Below are 15,958 nucleotides of genomic sequence, written 5' to 3'. Positions count from 1 at the left end.
CGTGCTCACTTCGCCAGGTCCGGCGGATGGGGCGCGGGCGGATGGGTGCGCGGCAGCGGCGACCGGGCGTCGCCGTTCTGCGGCTCCTCCGCGTCCGAGCCGCACAGCTCGGCGGTCAGCTCCTGGACGAGTTCGGTGAGGTCGGTGGGCCGGTCCGTGGTCCACCAGTCGCCCAGCATCTCCGCGAGCGACTCCCGGCGGACCGCCGCGAGCCGCTCCGCGGCTTCCCGTCCACTGCCGGTGAGCAGCAGAAACAGCCCCTCGCGGGTGGCGAGTCCGCGTTCCTCGATCTGCCGGACGCCCTCGGAGACCACGCCCATCGGCACGGTGCTGCGTTCGGCGAGCAGCCCTGGTTCCACCAAGCCGTAGCGGTGGATGCGCAGGATCAGCCAGGCGGCGGCCGGTTTGAGGTCCATTCCGGCCCCCGCGGCGATCTTCTCGTAGATGTGCTTACGGCCTTCCCGGCTGCCGAGGGTGGACAGGGCGCGGGCGCACTCGTCGCGCGAGGACCGCTCCACGGGGTTGGAGGAGAGCACCTGGCTGGCGTCGGGCGCGGTGACACTGCTGCGCAGCGGCTCCTCCTTGAGGAACCAGGCCAGCGCGAAGGCCACCAGGACGACCGGGACGGCGTAGAGGAAGACATCGGTGATCGAGACGGCGTAGGCCTGGAGAACACCGGCCCGCTGCCCGGCCGACAGCTGGGTGACGGTCCTCGGGTCCTCGGCGATCCTGGAGGGGTCGATGCCGGGCGGCAGTTGCTGTCCGGCGAGGGCGGCCGCGATCCGCGGGCCCAGGTTGCCGGCGAAGATCGTGCCGAAGATGGAGACGCCGAACGAGCCGCCGATGGAGCGGAAGAACGTGGCGCCCGAGGTGGCCACGCCCAGGTCCCGGTAGGGCACGGCGTTCTGCACGATGAGCACCAGCACCTGCATGACCAGACCGAGTCCGAAGCCGAAGACGAAGAAGCAGGCGCTCATCTCGGCGACGCCGCTGGCCATGTCGAGGTGGTGCAACAGCAGCAGACCGATCGCCACGACACCGGTACCGGCGATCGGGAAGACCTTGTAATGGCCGGTGCGGCTGACGATCTGCCCGGAGCCGGTGGAGGCCAGCAGCATGCCGAACACCATCGGCAGCATGTGCACCCCGGACAGGGTCGGGCTGACACCCTGTACGACCTGCAGGAACGTCGGCAGATAGGTCATCGAGCCGAACATCGCGAAGCCGACGACGAACCCGATGACGGCGGTGATCGAGAAGCTGCGCAGCCGGAACAGCCGCAGCGGCACCACGGGTTCGGCGGCCAGCCGCTCGATGAGGACGAAGGCGCCCAGTAGGACGACGCCGAGGACGCCACACCCGACGACCTGCCAGGAGGCCCACGGATAGGTGACGCCGCCGAACGAGGTCATCAGCACGAAGCAGGTGGCGACGGCGGCGATCAGCGCGGTGCCCAGGTAGTCGATCCGGTGCCGGGTGCGGTGGCGCGGGATGTGCAGTACGGCGGCGATGACGACGAGCGCCACGATGCCGACGGGGACGTTGATGTAGAACACCCAGCGCCAGCTGAGCTGGTCCACGAACAGCCCGCCGAGCAGCGGCCCGAGGACGCTGGAGGCGCCGAAGACGGCACCGAACAGGCCCTGGTACTTCCCTCGTTCGCGGGGCGGCACGATATCGCCGACGATCGCCATCGACAGCACGATCAGCCCGCCGCCGCCCAGCCCCTGGAGGGCGCGGAAGGCGATCAGCTCGCCCATGTTCTGCGCCAGGCCGCACAGCACCGAGCCGATCAAGAAGATCACGATGGCGGTTTGGAAGAGCTTCTTGCGGCCGTACTGGTCACCGAGCTTTCCCCAGAGGGGAGTCGCGGCCGTCGCGGCCAGGAGGTAGGCGGTGACGACCCAGGAGAGGTGGTTGAGGCCGCCGAGATCGCTGACGATCGTGGGCAGCGCGGTGGCCACGATGGTCTGGTCGAGCGCCGCGATGAGCAGGCCGAGCAGCAGCGCGCCGATCGCGACGAGGACGGTCCGCCGGGACCGGTCCTCGCCAGCGACGGCGGCCGGAGCGCCGGTGTCCTGCGCCATGAGCGTTTTCCTCCGTTCGTTGCGGAGCGGCGTGTTGCGGTGCCGGGCCACCTGCCCGATGCCGGGCCATCCGTCCCCTGCCGGGCCATCCGTCCGGTGCCGGGCCGCCGCCGCCGGGACCGCCTTTCCCGTTGTACCTCTCCTTCGGATTTCTTCCATCCTGGGCGTTTAGGCGGGATATGGCCCGCCGAGCGGCGCGCGGCGGGCCGGGGTCTCCCAGGCGCGCCCGGGGTACGCCGGCCTACCCCGGGGTCTGCCGAGCGGATGTCTTCGAGCGCCTGCGCGAACCGGTGCGGCGTCTGGATAATCGCTGCCTGTTCGATGCCTCCAGGGAGGGGAACACCCGTGACGGCACAGTCCTGCCCGCACTGCTTCGCCCCCGTACGCGACCACGGCCGACCGGGCTGCCTGTGTGCGGCGACCGAAGCGGACGACTTCGATCCGCTGCACGTTCGGCCGTACGTGTCACTGGCGGAGGGGGGGCGGGGACGGGGGCTCGGACGCGGGCAGGGAAGGGGACGCGGGCTGGGACGCGGGCGACGACGGTGGCGGGGCGGGTGACGTGGGTCTCGGGCAGGGGGACCCGCTGGATGAGTTACCTGGGGTGGATGCGGCGGTGCACCTGGCGGACGGTTCGTCGTCCGCGACGGGGCCGGCCGTGGGCGCCGGGCCGCCCCTGGCCCCCAGGCCACTGGTCGCCGGGCCGCCGACTGCTGGGACCAGCGAACCCCCGACGTTCGATCGCCCGGCAGCCGGGCCCACCGGCCGCCTCACCCCCGAGCCCGCCGACGCCCTGGTGCCCCGTATGCGGCGCCGCCCCGGCCCGGCTTCCCGGACGTGCAGCACGTCGGACGTGCCGAACCACCACCCGACCTCCTCCCCCGTCGCCCCGCGCCGCAGGCGTGCGCTACCGGCCGTACTGCTGACCGCCGGTGCCGCGGTGGCCGCCACCGCCGTGCTGATCGGCACCGATGCCTTCTCCGGCGACGCCTCGACCCGGGCCGCGAAGCCCGACCGCGGCACCTCTTCCCCCGACGTCCCCCTCCCCACCGGCGACGCGTCCGCCCCCGCACCGAGCGGCACCACCCCGCCGCCCTCGCCCCGCTCCCCGTCGCCGGACGCGACCGCCCCCGAGACCAACGAGCACCCCCACCGGACCCCGGCCGCCCCGCGTCCTCCCGCCCCCACCCGGGCCTCCGGCAGCGTCTCGGACTCCCCCGCCACGTACAGCCCCAGCGCCCCGCCCACCGGGCCGATCGTGTTGCGCGAGGGGGCCGGCGGGCCGGAAGTGGTGGAGCTCCAGGGGCGGCTGCGGCAGCTGGCGGTGTATCCCGGCCCGGAGGACGGCCGTTACGAAGCGGATGTACGGGACGCCGTGTCGCGCTACCAGCGGGCCTACGGGGTGGCGGGCGATCCGGACGGCGTCTACGGCGCACCGACCCGGGCGTCCCTGGAGTCCCGGACTCAGACACCGTAAGGGTGGCGGGAAGGCCGCTGACCAGCCCGTTTGTCGGCAGCGACTCTGTTTTGTATCGTGAACAAACAAAGTGGTTCCGCCCGCACTCCCTGACCGGCGGGCGGGACCGCTCTGTTTTTCCGCACGTGCGCGATCCGCACCGTCCGTAGTGCCCAGGAGCCCGCCGATGACGGCCACCACCACGCTCACCGCTCGCGCCCTGCTGCTGGACATGGACAGCACGATCGTGAACTCCGAGGCCGTAGTGGAGCGCTGCTGGCGCCGCTGGGCGACCGAGCAGGGGCTGGACGGCGACGAGATCCTTCAGGTCGTCCACGGTCGGCAGGGCTGGGCCACCATGGCCGCACTGCTCCCGGACCGTCCGATGGAGCTCAACCTGGCGGACAACCGCCGGATGCTGGCCCAGGAGACCGCCGATATGGACGGGGTGGTGCCGGTTCCCGGCGCACCCGCGTTCATGGCCGCGCTCGCCACTCTTCCGCACGCCTTGGTGACCTCCGCCGACATCCCGCTCTCCGACGCCCGGATGGGCGCGGCCGGACTGCCCATGCCGGCGGTGCGGATCACGGCGGAGAGCGTGAGCGCCAGCAAGCCCGACCCGGAGGGCTTCCTCAAGGGCGCCGCCGAGCTGGGCTTCGCCCCGGAGGACTGCCTGGTGTTCGAGGACTCCGAGGCGGGCATCGAGGCGGGCCGGGCGGCCGGCATGCGGGTGATCGGCGTCGGCGAACGGGCGGCCGCCTTCGCCCCCACAGCACAGGTGCCCGACCTCACCCGCGTCCGGGTCGAGGCGGGGCCGGACGGCGTGATCGCGGTACATCTCGCGGGCTGAGCGCGGGATGGCTCGGGACGACTGGGGCCGGGGGGCCTGGACTCGCCCGTGATCAGCGCGGGGCAGCCTGGGGACGGATGTCCTGGCCCCGCCCCAAAGCCCCCCGCCAGGCCCGACGGCCCCAGCCGGACGAGCCGCCCCAGGCCGAGCGAGCCGTGCCCAGCCGGACGAGCCGCGCCCAAACCTCCCCTCTACACCCGCCCACCCCCCGAAGGGGGGTGGGCGGCGGGGAAAAAATCTGCGGCCCCTACCCCCCGACCGCCTCATAAAGACTGAACCCCGCCAACACCAGCATCACGCCCGCCGCGACCTTGGTGATGAGCTTGAGCGGTACGTACTTCATCAGGGTGCGGCCGCCCACGATCCCCAGGCCCGCCACGGCCCACAGGGCCAGGACGGCGCCGACGCCGACCGAGACGGGATCGTCGTAACGGGCGGCGAGGTTGGCGGTCATGATCTGGGTCAGATCGCCGAACTCGGCGACCAGGATCATCATGAAGCCTGCCCCGGAGACCTTCCAGAAGCTCTGGTCGGCGGGCTTCTTGACCTCTTCCTCGTCGTCGTCCTTCTTGAACAGCAGCACGGCGGCGCCCGCCAGGAAGAGGACGCCGACCACGCCCTGCACCCAGCGGTGCGGGAGCAGGGTCAGCACGCTGCCCGCGGCGATGGCGAGTGCGACATGCACCAGGAAGGCGGCGGCGACACCGGCGAAGACATAGGAGGCGCGGTAGCGGGTGCCGAGCATCAGGCCGGCGAGGGCGGTCTTGTCGGGTAGTTCGGCGAGGAAGACGACGCCGAAGACGACGGCGGCGACGGTGAAGCTGAACACGGGGTGGATTACCTCGATCGGTCGGGCCGCACCAAAGGGGCCCGGGAAAGGGGTCGCTTCGGCACGGCAGCGTCAAACACTGCGGCCGAAGGTCTCGCTGGCGCCGTACGGCTACGTACTGCGCTCCGGGCGCCGGCTCGCCACTACGGGCGGGCAGTATGTCGACGGTCCGGCAGAGAGCTACTCCCCTTCTGCTGCCGTCAAGGGTACGCGGTGCAGCCTTCCGCGCGCGACCAGCTCCAGCACCACCGCACAGGCCGTCGCCTGCACCGCCAGCAGAGCCACCAGCACGAACAGCTGCACCGCACCGGCCTGCACGGGCGAGGCCCCGCCCAGCAGCATGCCGACGAACGCACCGGGGAGTGTGACCAATCCCACGGTCCGGGTCTGGTCGAGCCCCGGCAGCAGCGCGTCCGAGGCGGCTGGGCGGGCGACCTCCATCCGTGCGTCACGGTCGAGCAGCCCCAGGGCGAGGCCCGCCTCGAACTCGCCGCGCCGGGTCTCCAGCTCGTCCAGCGCCCGCCGCCCGGCCAGGACGGTGGCGGTCAGCGCGCCGCCGATCAGGATGCCGGTGACGGGGATGAGGGTGAGTCCGCGCGGCGGCACCAGGCCGGTGAGCAGCAGCAGGCCGACGACCGGGACGACCCCGACGGCGATCGGCGCGGCGGCCCACCACCAGGTGCGGTTCCGGGTGATCCGGCGGCCTGCGGTCCGTACCGCCACCGCGAACATCAGCACGAGGAAGGCCATCAGCCGGGGAAGGGCGTGCACCACCCAGCCGATGAGGTAGGAGACGGCGGCGAGTTGGGCGGCGGCGCGCAGTCCGGCGACGGCGATGGCCCAGGTGTGGCCGAGGCGGGCCAGGGCGGCGATAGCCACGGCGGCGATCAGCAGGACGGCGAGGACGATCCCGAGAGTGGTGTTGACCGGCAGCAGCACGCGCTCACTGTAGGGGTGGCATGCGGGGCGCATGCGCCGGAGCGACACAACCGGATTGCCGCTGTGCAGTTGTGGCACTCCGTCAGCCAACCCTTGAACTGACGTGGGCATGTCGTCACTCTGTTACCTGGTGCCCATCTCATGGAAACCCCACATCGACACCATGAGTGCGCATCGCACGTCAACTTCCCCCCACATTCCGGGAGTTTCGATGAAAAAGGTCTACGCGCGTCGAGTTTCCCTCGCCGCAGGCTCGGCCGCGGCCCTGGTCTGCACGCTGACGCTCAGCACCCAGTCCGCCCAGGCGGCACCGCCCAGCCCGCCGGACGCCGCCACCGCACGGACGTACCTCGCCGACATCAAGGAACAGGCCGAGGGCCCGCAGGACGGCTACAGCCGCGACAAGTTCCCGCACTGGATCGACCAGGGCAAGAACTGCAACACCCGCGAAGTGGTGCTCAAGCGTGACGGCACAGGCGTACAGCAGGACAGCAGCTGCAAGGTGACCAGCGGCAAGTGGGTCTCCGCCTACGACGACGCGACCTGGACCGACCCGGCCGACCTCGACATCGACCATGTCGTACCGCTGTCCGAGGCCTGGAAGTCGGGCGCCGCGCAGTGGACCACCGAGCGCCGCAAGGACCTGGCCAACGACCTCACCCACTCCCAGCTGATCGCCGTCACCGACAACCTCAACCAGGAGAAGGGTGACCAGGACCCGGCGAAGTGGCTGCCGCCGAAGAAGTCGTACCACTGCGAGTACGCCCGGATGTGGGTGTGGGTGAAGCATGAGTACGGCATGACCGCGGACTCCGCCGAGAAGGCCGCGCTGAAGAAGATCCTGGACGGCTGCTGACCTGGCTCCTCAGGGCTGCTGAGCCCCGCTCCTCGGGGCAGCCGATCCCGCGTGCCCGTCGGCCGGAAAATGACCGGTCGGCGGGCGCGCCGCCCTCCCGGCCACCCGCCGCGCCCGTTGTGCTCCTATCCTCTGACCACGACGAGGGGAGACACCCGATGGCCGGACTGCGCTTGGGGCCGCTACTGCGGTACGTCGACGCGGGCAGCGCGACGGTGTGGGTGGAGACCGACCGGCCGTGCACCGTACACATCCGGTGCGACGACGGGGCGGCCGGCGCACAGCACACCTGGCAGGTCGCCGGGCACCACTACGCGCTGGTCCCGGTGACCGGTCTGACACCCGGCAGCGAGACGCCCTACCGGGTGCTGCTCGACGACGAGCAGCAAGTATGGCCACTGCCCGGCAGCCGCTTCCCCGCGAGCACGATCCGCACCCTCCCCGCCTCCGCACAGGAGCCCCTGGACTTCGCCTTCGGCTCCTGCCGCTGGTCCGCGACGCCCTCGAACGCGGGGCACGACCCGGTCGGCCCGGACGCCCTGGACACCCTCGCCGCCACACTGGCCGCCGGTTCCGCACGGCGGCGCCCCGATGTGCTGCTCCTGCTGGGCGACCAGGTCTACGCCGACCAGACCTCCGAGGCGACCGCGCAGATACTGGCCGGCCGCCGCGACCTCACCGAGCCGCCGTGGAAGCAGGTCGCCGACTACGAGGAATACACCTACCTCTACTACGAGTCCTGGCTCGACCCGGAGGTCCGCTGGCTGCTGTCCACGGTCCCCAGCTGCATGATCTTCGACGACCACGATGTGATCGACGACTGGAACACCTCGGCCTCCTGGCTGGCCCGGATGCGCGCGACGCCGTGGTGGCGCGAGCGCATACTCGGCGGTCTGATGTCCTACTGGGTGCACCAGCATCTGGGCAATCTCTCCCCCGCGGAACTGGCCGCCGACGAGCTGTACGCGCGGGTGCGCTCGGTGCCGGACGCCACGGACCTGGTGCGGGAGTTCGCGGACCGTGCGGACACGGATCCGGCGCATGCGCGCTGGAGCTACCGCCGCGACTTCGGCCGGGTACGCCTGGTCATGATCGACACCCGGGCCACCCGTGTCCTGGACGAGGGCCACCGCGCGATGCTCGACAAGACCGAGGGCGAATGGCTGCGGCAGGCGATGCTGGACGGGCGCGGCAGCTATGACCATCTGCTGCTCGGCAGTTCGCTGCCCTGGCTGCTGCCGCATCTCATCCATGCCGGGGAGGGCTGGAACGCCGCGCTGTGCGCCGGTGAACGCGGCCCCCGCTGGGCCCGCCGCAGCGAGCGGCTGCGCCAGCGCGCCGACTTGGAGCACTGGTCGGCCTTCCCCGGATCCTTCACCGCGCTCACCGAGCTGATCGCCGAGGCCGGCTCCGGTCCCGGCGCCCCGGCGACGGTGTGTGTGCTGTCCGGGGACGTGCACCATGCGTATGTGGCGGAGCCGCACTGGCGCGGCGCCGGTCCGCACCCCACGAGCCGGGTGCTGCAGCTGACCTGCTCCCCCGTCCACAACAGCATCCCCGGCTCGCTGCAGGCCGGTTTCCGGTTCGGCTGGAGCCGCTCCGGCCGGTGGCTGGGCAAGCTGCTGGCCCGGCACGGGCGGCTGCCCCGGCCGGCGGTGAAGTGGCGGCGCACCGGCGGTCCCTGGTTCGGCAATCAGCTGATGACGCTGACGCTGGCGGGCCGTGCGGCGCGGCTCGCCCTGGACCAGACCCGCCGGGAGAAGCGGGGCGGCGTCCGGCTCGTCACGGTCTGGCGTGCTGCGTTGGCGGATGCGCGAGTTGGCGGGGAATCCGGTGGTGCGGGCGATCGGGCGGCGGGCACCGAACGGCCGAAGTCGGGATGATGCGGGCGCTCCGGCGTCCGTGAGGCTCCGGCGTGCCCCGGAGGCCGGGCGTCCGACCTGCGAATCCGTCAGATTTTTTTGCCCCACCCGGGTGCTGCGGAACGGGGTCGGGCAGTGATGATGGGGCGCGCATCCGCTCGTCGCCCGCTTCCCGGGCGGCCGTGCCCCCGCGGGCCGGCCGTCCGCCGCCCGAGGGAGACCTCCTCTTGGCCGCCGACCACTTCGCCGACCACCGATCCGCTCTCGCCGTCGTCGGCGCCGGGCCGCGCGGGACGAGCGTACTGGAGCGGATCTGCGCGTCGGCCGCCGAACTGGCCCCCGGCTCCCGGCTGACCGTCCATGTCATCGACCCCGCGCCGCCCGGCGCCGGGCAGGTGTGGCGCACCGCCCAGCCGCCCGAGCTCCTGATGAACACCGTGGCCTCGCAGGTCACCCTGTTCACCGATGACAGCGTCGAGTGCGCCGGCCCGATACGCACCGGGCCGAGCCTGTACGACTGGGAGGGGTGCGACGCCGGCCCGGACGACTATCCGGGGCGCGCGCTGTATGGGCACTATCTGGAGTGGTTCTTCCACCGGACGGTGCGCACCGCTCCCGAGGACGTGACGGTCGTGACGCACCCGGCCCGCGCGGTGCGGCTGGCCCAGGCCCCGGACGGCTCGCAGTCCCTCACCCTCGACGACGGCCGGACGCTGCACGGCCTGGGCGCGGTGGTCCTCGCCCAGGGTCATCTGCCGACCGTCGCGGACGCGGAGCAGCGGCAGCTGGCCGACTACGCCGCCGGGCACGGGCTGGCCTATATGGCGCCCGCCAACCCCGCCGACCTCTGCGCCGGCCTGGAGGCGCTCGCGCCGGGCCGTCCCGTACTGCTGCGCGGTCTCGGCCTCACCTTCTTCGATCACATGGCGCTGCTGACGACGGCCCGGGGCGGCCGGTTCGTCCGCGGCACCGACGGGGCGCTGACGTATCTGCCGTCCGGCCGTGAACCCCGGCTGTACGCGGGCTCCCGGCGCGGCGTTCCGTACCACGCGCGCGGCGACAACGCGAAGGGCGCACACGGCCGTCATCTGCCGCTGTTGCTCACCGCGGACGTGATAGCGGCCTTCCGCAAGCGCGCGGACGCCGGTGAACTGCCCGACTTCCTGGCGGAGGTGTGGCCCCTGGTGGCCAAGGAGGTGGAAGCGGTCTACTACGAGGCGCTGCTGGCGCGGCGGGGTGCGGGCGCTGCGCCGGGTCCTCTCTGCCGGGAACGTTTCCGGCGGCGCTTCCTGGACAGCGCGCACCGCGGCCCCGAAGAGGCCGCCGCGCTGGACGCGTTCGGGATCGCGCCGGCCGAGCGCTGGGACTGGGAGCGGGTCTCCCGGCCGCACGCGGAGCGGTCGTTCACCGGCCGCGCCGCCTTCCGGGAGTGGCTGCTGGACCATCTGCGGCAGGACGCCGCACACGCCCGCCAGGACAATGTGTCCGGCCCGGTCAAGGCGGCCCTGGACGTGCTGCGGGATCTGCGCAACGAACTGCGGCAGATCGTCGACCACGGCGGGCTGGCCGGCGCCTCCCGCCGCGACCACCTGGACCGCTGGTACACCCCGCTCAACGCCTTTCTGTCCATCGGGCCGCCGCGGCGCCGGATCGAGGAGATGACCGCGCTGATCGAGGCGGGGGTGCTGGAGGTGATCGGCCCCCGGATGACGGTCCGGCCCGGCTCCGCCGACGGCCACGAGCCCGGTTTCACGGCGTACTCGCCGGAGGTGCCGGGCTCGACGGTGACGGCGGCGGCGCTGATCGAGGCGCGGCTGCCGGAACCGGATGTCCGGCGTACCGCGGACCCGCTGCTGGCCCGGCTGCTGGCGGAGGGCGGCGCCCGGCCGCACACCGTGGACGGCTACGAAAGCGGCGGGCTCGATGTGTCACCGAGCCCGTACCACCTCATCGGGGCCGACGGACGGCGCCATCCGCGGCGGTTCGCGGTCGGGGTGCCGACCGAGGGCGTGCACTGGGTGACGGCGGCCGGAGCGCGCCCCGGCGTGGGGTCGGTCACCTTGGCGGATACGGATGCGGTGGCGCGGGCGGCGTTGCGGGCAGCGGTCGACGACGCGGACGCGGGCCCGAGTGGGAGGCCGGGGGCGGGCGTGAGCCCTGCTAACGGCGTGACGGCGGCGGCAAGGGTGGTTTTGGCGACAGGGGCGGTTTCGGCGGCGGATACGGCCGCTTCCGGCCAAAGCTCCCCCATGGCCAGAGGTTGAACTTGCAAGTACAGATTAGGTGTCCCTAACCTGTGCCCTTCACGGTTCCCTCGTCCCCAGAAACCGTAGGAGTCGCCCTATGTCCGCACCGCTCACGTCGTTCGCCCAGAGATCGACCCCACACGCGCTCGCGCTCTTCCGCATCGTCATCGGCCTGCTCTTCGCCTGCCACGGCGCGTCCTCACTCTTCGGCGTCCTCGGCGGCGCGATGGGTCAGGGCGGCACCGTCCCCACGGGCAGCTGGCCGGGCTGGTACGCCGCGGTGATCCAGCTGGCGGGCGGCCTCCTGGTGATGCTCGGCCTGGGCACCCGCGCCGCCGCGTTCATCAGCTCCGGCTCGATGGCGTACGCGTACTTCTCCACGCACCAGGGTTCGGCGCTGTGGCCCATACAGAACGGCGGGGAGCCCTCCGCCATGTACTGCTGGGCGTTCCTGCTGCTCGCCTGCACCGGCCCCGGCGCATGGGCGCTCGACCGGGTCTTCTTCAGCGACCGCCGAGCGGACGCGGCCCCGGCCGCCCAGCGGGAGCCCTCCACCGCCTGACGCCCCACTTCCAGGCGGGCGCCGGACACCCCCGACCCGCCCCGTACGGCCCGTATGGCGATCGCGCCGTACGGGCCGTACCGCGTCCAGGGGTGACGCCCCCACAGGCCGCCATTCCCACGACAACGGCCATAACGTCCATCCCAGACCCTCGGCACGCAATGCCACTTCCCGCACATCCCACCCCCACACTTTCGGCCACTGCGGCCAGGCGTACGCTGTATGGCTGTAGGGCCGCCCCTGCCGCACCGAGCGACGTCGCGGCGGGGTTCGGACCGGGAGAAGGACGTTGCTGGAAGACCTGGGGTCCCTCAGCGGCACCCCGTGGGTGTATGTGATCGTCAGCCTCTCGATCGTTCTCGACGTATTCGTCCCGATCCTGCCCAGCGGAATCCTGGTGATCGCCGCGGCCACGACAGCGGCCGGCACCGGCACGGCAGCGGACGCGGTCGGCGGCGTCGAGGTCACCGCCACCGTCCACAGCGGTGCCCACGTGGCCGAAATGCTGTCCCTGATGCTCTGCGCGGCCACCGCCTCCGTGCTCGGCGACATGGTCGCCTACCGGCTCGCCCGCCGTGGCGGCGACCGCTTCGACCGCGCCATCGGCCGCTCCCGCCGACTGACCACCGCACAGCAGCGGCTCGGTACGGCGCTGACGCGGGGCGGCGGCGGCATCGTCGTCCTGGCCCGCTTCGCCCCTGCCGGGCGCTCCGTGGTCAGCCTGGGCGCCGGTGTCGCGCACCGTACGGTCCGCGAATTCCTCCCGTGGTCCGCACTGGCCGGTCTCGCCTGGGCCGTCTACAGCGTGAGCCTCGGCTACTTCGGCGGACACTGGCTCGGCGCCTCCTGGATGAGCACGGCCCTCTCCGTCGTCGCCCTCTTTGCCGCCGGATCGGCCGCCGCCTTCCTGATGCGCCGCCCGGAGCGCCGCACCGCGCACTGACGGGGCGGGCGGCGGGCGGAGCGGAAATCCCTTGGCCGGTTGTCAGACCCCGGTGCGACGATGACGGGTATGAGCGGCCTCCACGCCTCCGACGGCACGCACGGGACCGGCGACCACGGCGCCGGGGACCCGGCCGTGGCTCCCTTCGCCTGGCACCCCCGCCCCGAGACCGCCGCGGACACCGCGGCCGTCCGCCGGCTCCATCTCGCCGCCTTCGAGACGCCTGGGGAGGCCGATCTCGTCGATGCGCTGCGCCGCGACCCGTCGGCCTGGCTGCCGGGCCTGTCCTACGTCGCCGACGTACCGGACGGCACCCCGGCCGCCCATGCGCTGCTGACCCGCTGTCATGTCGACGAGGTGCCCGCCGTGGCGCTCGCGCCGTGCGCGGTGCTGCCCGCGTACCAGAAGCGCGGTGCGGGCGGTGCGGTGATCCGGGCGCTCCTGGAGGCCGCGCGGGAGGCCGGCGAGCGGACCGCGATCGTGCTCGGCCATCCGCCGTATTACCCGCGCTTCGGATTCGCCCCGGCCGCGTCCCGGTTCGGCATTCTGCCCCCGCAGCCCTGGCCGGACGAGGCCTTCATGGCGCTGTCCCTGGACGGTTCCATACCCCCGCCCGGCACGGTGCGCTACGCCCGCGCCTTCGGTATCGACTGACCCCGGGCCCGGCTGCCTCCCGCGCTCGCCCCGGTGCGGGCCGAGCGTGTCCCAATACGGAGTAAAGTCAACCGTCCACCACCCCGCCCACCGTCTCCTGCGAGCGCAGCACCGCTCCCCCGGCGCCGGACCGGCGCCGCTTCGAGGGCGGCACCCTTGGGAGGGCTCCCACCACACACACGAGGCACTCTCCGGTGAACCACCCTCCGGTCGTCGAATGGACCGAGGCCGACCAGCCCCGCTCCGCCCGTTGGCGCTCCGAGAACGGCGCCCCGCCACCGCGCCGTATCGTCATCGCGGACGACCGGACCAAGGCCGACGACGCCTACCGGCTCGCCTGTGAGGGCACCGCGCTGCTGTGGCGCGGCGACTTCCACAACGCCCGTCAGCTGCTGACGGCGATGGCCCGCCGTATCGACCGGCGCCCCCGCAAGACACCGCCCGCCGATGTCACCCAGGCGTTCCACCTGCACCGGGCCGCGCAGAATCACCGCGCCCGCATCCTGGGCATGCTGCTGGTCCCCCTCGACTCGGCCTTTGCCGTCCCGCTGCACCGCGCCCCCGACGTCCGCGAGGCCTGCATCCGGGCGTACGGCCCCGGAGAGCCCGACTGCGGAGAGGCCGCCACGGGCGGGGAGGCCGCCACGGAGGGCCCGGACCCGACGACCACCCTGGTCTCGCTGCGCGAACTCCTCGCCCTGATCGGCGCCAATGAATGGCGCAAGAAGGGTGTCGAGATCCCGGCGCTCGGCGGGGACCGCATCCATCCGCACTACGGCGTCTTCTCCCCGGCCCGCGGCGAATATATCGACCTGGTGGCCGAGGCGCCGCTGCCCACGGAGGAGCTGGCGTTCGACATCGGCACCGGCACCGGCGTCCTTGCCTCGGTGCTGGCCCGGCGCGGAGTGCGCAGGATCGTGGCCACCGACCAGGACCCGCGGGCGCTGGCCTGCGCCCGCGAGAACACCGCACGACTGGGTGTCGCCGGGCAGGTGGAGGTCATCGAGGCCGATCTGTTCCCCGCCGGCCGCGCCCCGCTGGTCGTCTGCAACCCCCCATGGGTGCCCGCGAAACCGACCTCCCCCGTGGAGCACGCGGTCTACGACCCGGGCAACCGTATGCTGCACGGCTTCCTGAACGGCCTCGCGGACCATCTGACACCGGACGGCGAGGGCTGGCTGATCCTCTCCGACCTGGCGGAGCACCTCGGACTGCGTCCGCACACCGAACTCCTCGATGCCTTCGCCCAGGCCGGCCTCACGGTCCTGGGCCGGCTCGACATCACCCCGCGCCACCCGCGCGCCCGTGACACCTCCGACCCGCTCCACGTGGCCCGCGCGGCCGAAGTCACCTCCTTGTGGCGCCTGGGCCTTGCGGACCGGACCGCATCCGACCCCCGCTGAGCACCGCCCGGTAGGCACCTGACCTGCGGGCGTACCCACTTGCCTGGTGCCTACGTGTCTGCCTGCCTACGTGCGTGCCTCTGGGACCGCAGCGCCCCGCACACACCTGCCGCCGATCGGGCACGATGGACGCACCATGGATCCCCGGCACCTCTTCTCCCGCGCGCGACGGCTCGCCGATTCCGCGACTCCCGCCCGACGGCGGCTGCTCGGTATCACCGGCCCGCCCGGCGCCGGTAAGTCCACCCTCGCCGCACACCTCGTGGCGGAGCTGGCCGGGAAGGCGGCGCTCGTCCCGATGGACGGCTTCCATCTCGCCGAGGCAGAGTTGCGCCGCCTGGGCCGTACGGACCGCAAGGGCGCGCCGGACACCTTCGATCCGGCCGGATATGCCGCGCTGCTGGCACGTCTGCGCGCACCGGAGCCGGACAGCCCCGTCTACGCCCCGGCGTTCGACCGCCGTATCGAGGAGCCGGTCGCCGGCAGCATCCCCGTGGCGCCCCACATCCCGCTCATCGTGACCGAGGGCAATTACCTCCTCCTCGACTCCGCCCCCTGGTCGCGCGTCCGCGCTCTGCTCGACGAGGTCTGGTACGTGGATCTGGACACCCCGGAGCGGATCCGGCGGCTGGTCGACCGTCATGAGCACTTCGGGCGTCCGCGCGCCGACGCCGAGCGGTTCGTCCACGCCTCGGACGAGGCCAACGCCCGTGTCGTGGCGGCCACTCGCGACCGCGCCGACCTCGTCATCACCTTCACCCCCGAAGAGGCCCCGCCGCCCGCAGGCACCTGACCTCCCGCCGCCGCCCGTCGGCGAACAGCCCGGCCACCGACAGCGCGCCCCACCCCACGGACACCGCCACCGCCGCCAGCTTCCGGTCGCGGCCGGGCAGCGTCGCACCGAGCAGGACGGCGTCTCCGAAGTCGGCCGCGATCCGCACATATGCGGCGGTACGCAGCGCCGGGCCATCCGGGGCCACCGCCAACGCCAGCCCGCTCACCGCATCCCGCCAGCCCAGCGGACGCAGCGAGGTGCGCGCCGCCCACTCGGTCCGCCCCTCCTCATCGACCAGCCCCGAGGGCCGCGCCAGCAAATCGGGCACCGCGGCCACCGCCACCCCATAAGCCGCCGTGGCGACCCCGACAGCCCGCAACAGACCAACCTTCATCCGCCCTCTACCTTCCTTCACCCACCGACCTCACGACCCACTGACCGCACAGACCTCATCAAACCCATCTACCCCCTCAACTCCATTCCTCGGCAGGGCCCT

General features: G+C 72.6%; 14 protein-coding genes. 10 read left to right on the top strand and 4 right to left on the bottom strand.

Annotated features, from left to right (window positions below; genetic code table 11):
- Positions 1-5 precede the first annotated feature (5 nt).
- Positions 6-2,087, bottom strand: a complete 2,082-nt coding sequence (locus STRTU_RS25025) for an MFS transporter (protein ID WP_159746288.1) — start codon at positions 2,085-2,087, stop codon at positions 6-8.
- Between the two features lie 562 nt (positions 2,088-2,649).
- Here STRTU_RS25025 and STRTU_RS25020 point away from each other — a divergent pair.
- Both STRTU_RS25020 and STRTU_RS25015 read left to right on the top strand, forming a co-directional pair.
- A complete protein-coding gene (locus STRTU_RS25020) occupies positions 2,650-3,564 on the top strand; it encodes a peptidoglycan-binding domain-containing protein (RefSeq protein WP_159746287.1) in 915 nt (304 codons plus the stop codon).
- A 166-nt stretch (positions 3,565-3,730) separates the two neighbouring features.
- Positions 3,731-4,393, top strand: a complete 663-nt coding sequence (locus STRTU_RS25015) for an HAD-IA family hydrolase (RefSeq protein ID WP_159746286.1) — start codon at positions 3,731-3,733, stop codon at positions 4,391-4,393.
- A gap of 247 nt (positions 4,394-4,640) precedes the next feature.
- Here STRTU_RS25015 and STRTU_RS25010 read toward each other — a convergent pair whose 3' ends face one another.
- Together STRTU_RS25010 and STRTU_RS25005 are read right to left on the bottom strand one after the other, a co-directional pair.
- A complete protein-coding gene (locus STRTU_RS25010; RefSeq protein ID WP_159746285.1) occupies positions 4,641-5,222 on the bottom strand; it encodes a TMEM165/GDT1 family protein in 582 nt (193 codons plus the stop codon).
- 180 nt (positions 5,223-5,402) lie between these two features.
- Positions 5,403-6,161 carry an ABC transporter permease gene (locus tag STRTU_RS25005; RefSeq protein ID WP_159746284.1) on the bottom strand — a complete coding sequence of 253 codons (759 nt, stop codon included), beginning with the start codon at positions 6,159-6,161 and terminating at the stop codon, positions 5,403-5,405.
- 211 nt (positions 6,162-6,372) lie between these two features.
- Between STRTU_RS25005 and STRTU_RS25000 the strand changes: the two genes are divergently transcribed.
- The 8 genes from STRTU_RS25000 (at position 6,373) to STRTU_RS24965 (ending at position 15,480) form a co-directional block, all read left to right on the top strand.
- Positions 6,373-7,017, top strand: coding sequence for an HNH endonuclease family protein (locus tag STRTU_RS25000; RefSeq protein ID WP_159746283.1), 645 nt, complete (start codon positions 6,373-6,375; stop codon positions 7,015-7,017).
- Between the two features lie 158 nt (positions 7,018-7,175).
- Positions 7,176-8,900, top strand: a complete 1,725-nt coding sequence (locus STRTU_RS24995) for an alkaline phosphatase D family protein (protein WP_159746282.1) — start codon at positions 7,176-7,178, stop codon at positions 8,898-8,900.
- A gap of 206 nt (positions 8,901-9,106) precedes the next feature.
- On the top strand, positions 9,107-11,143 hold the full coding sequence (locus tag STRTU_RS24990; protein WP_159746281.1) for an FAD/NAD(P)-binding protein: 2,037 nt from the start codon (positions 9,107-9,109) through the stop codon (positions 11,141-11,143).
- A 79-nt stretch (positions 11,144-11,222) separates the two neighbouring features.
- Entirely contained in the window at positions 11,223-11,687 is a 465-nt protein-coding gene (locus STRTU_RS24985; protein WP_159746280.1) for a DoxX family protein, read from the top strand.
- A 289-nt stretch (positions 11,688-11,976) separates the two neighbouring features.
- On the top strand, positions 11,977-12,630 hold the full coding sequence (locus STRTU_RS24980; RefSeq protein ID WP_159746279.1) for a DedA family protein: 654 nt from the start codon (positions 11,977-11,979) through the stop codon (positions 12,628-12,630).
- 69 nt (positions 12,631-12,699) lie between these two features.
- Positions 12,700-13,284, top strand: a complete 585-nt coding sequence (locus STRTU_RS24975) for a GNAT family N-acetyltransferase (RefSeq protein WP_159746278.1) — start codon at positions 12,700-12,702, stop codon at positions 13,282-13,284.
- Positions 13,285-13,478: 194 nt separating this feature from the next.
- A complete protein-coding gene (locus STRTU_RS24970; RefSeq protein WP_159746277.1) occupies positions 13,479-14,687 on the top strand; it encodes a methyltransferase in 1,209 nt (402 codons plus the stop codon).
- A 136-nt stretch (positions 14,688-14,823) separates the two neighbouring features.
- Positions 14,824-15,480, top strand: coding sequence for a nucleoside/nucleotide kinase family protein (locus STRTU_RS24965; protein ID WP_159746276.1), 657 nt, complete (start codon positions 14,824-14,826; stop codon positions 15,478-15,480).
- Here STRTU_RS24965 and STRTU_RS24960 read toward each other — a convergent pair.
- Positions 15,443-15,856: a hypothetical protein gene (locus tag STRTU_RS24960; protein WP_159746275.1), complete on the bottom strand. Its 414-nt coding sequence runs from the start codon at positions 15,854-15,856 to the stop codon at positions 15,443-15,445. The two genes, STRTU_RS24965 and STRTU_RS24960, sit on opposite strands and share 38 nt — an antisense overlap.
- Between the last annotated feature and the right edge of the window lie 102 nt (positions 15,857-15,958).

This window comes from Streptomyces tubercidicus, assembly GCF_027497495.1.
Taxonomy (GTDB): Bacteria; Actinomycetota; Actinomycetes; order Streptomycetales; family Streptomycetaceae; genus Streptomyces; species Streptomyces tubercidicus.
This window is presented reverse-complemented; position numbering and strand designations above follow the sequence as displayed.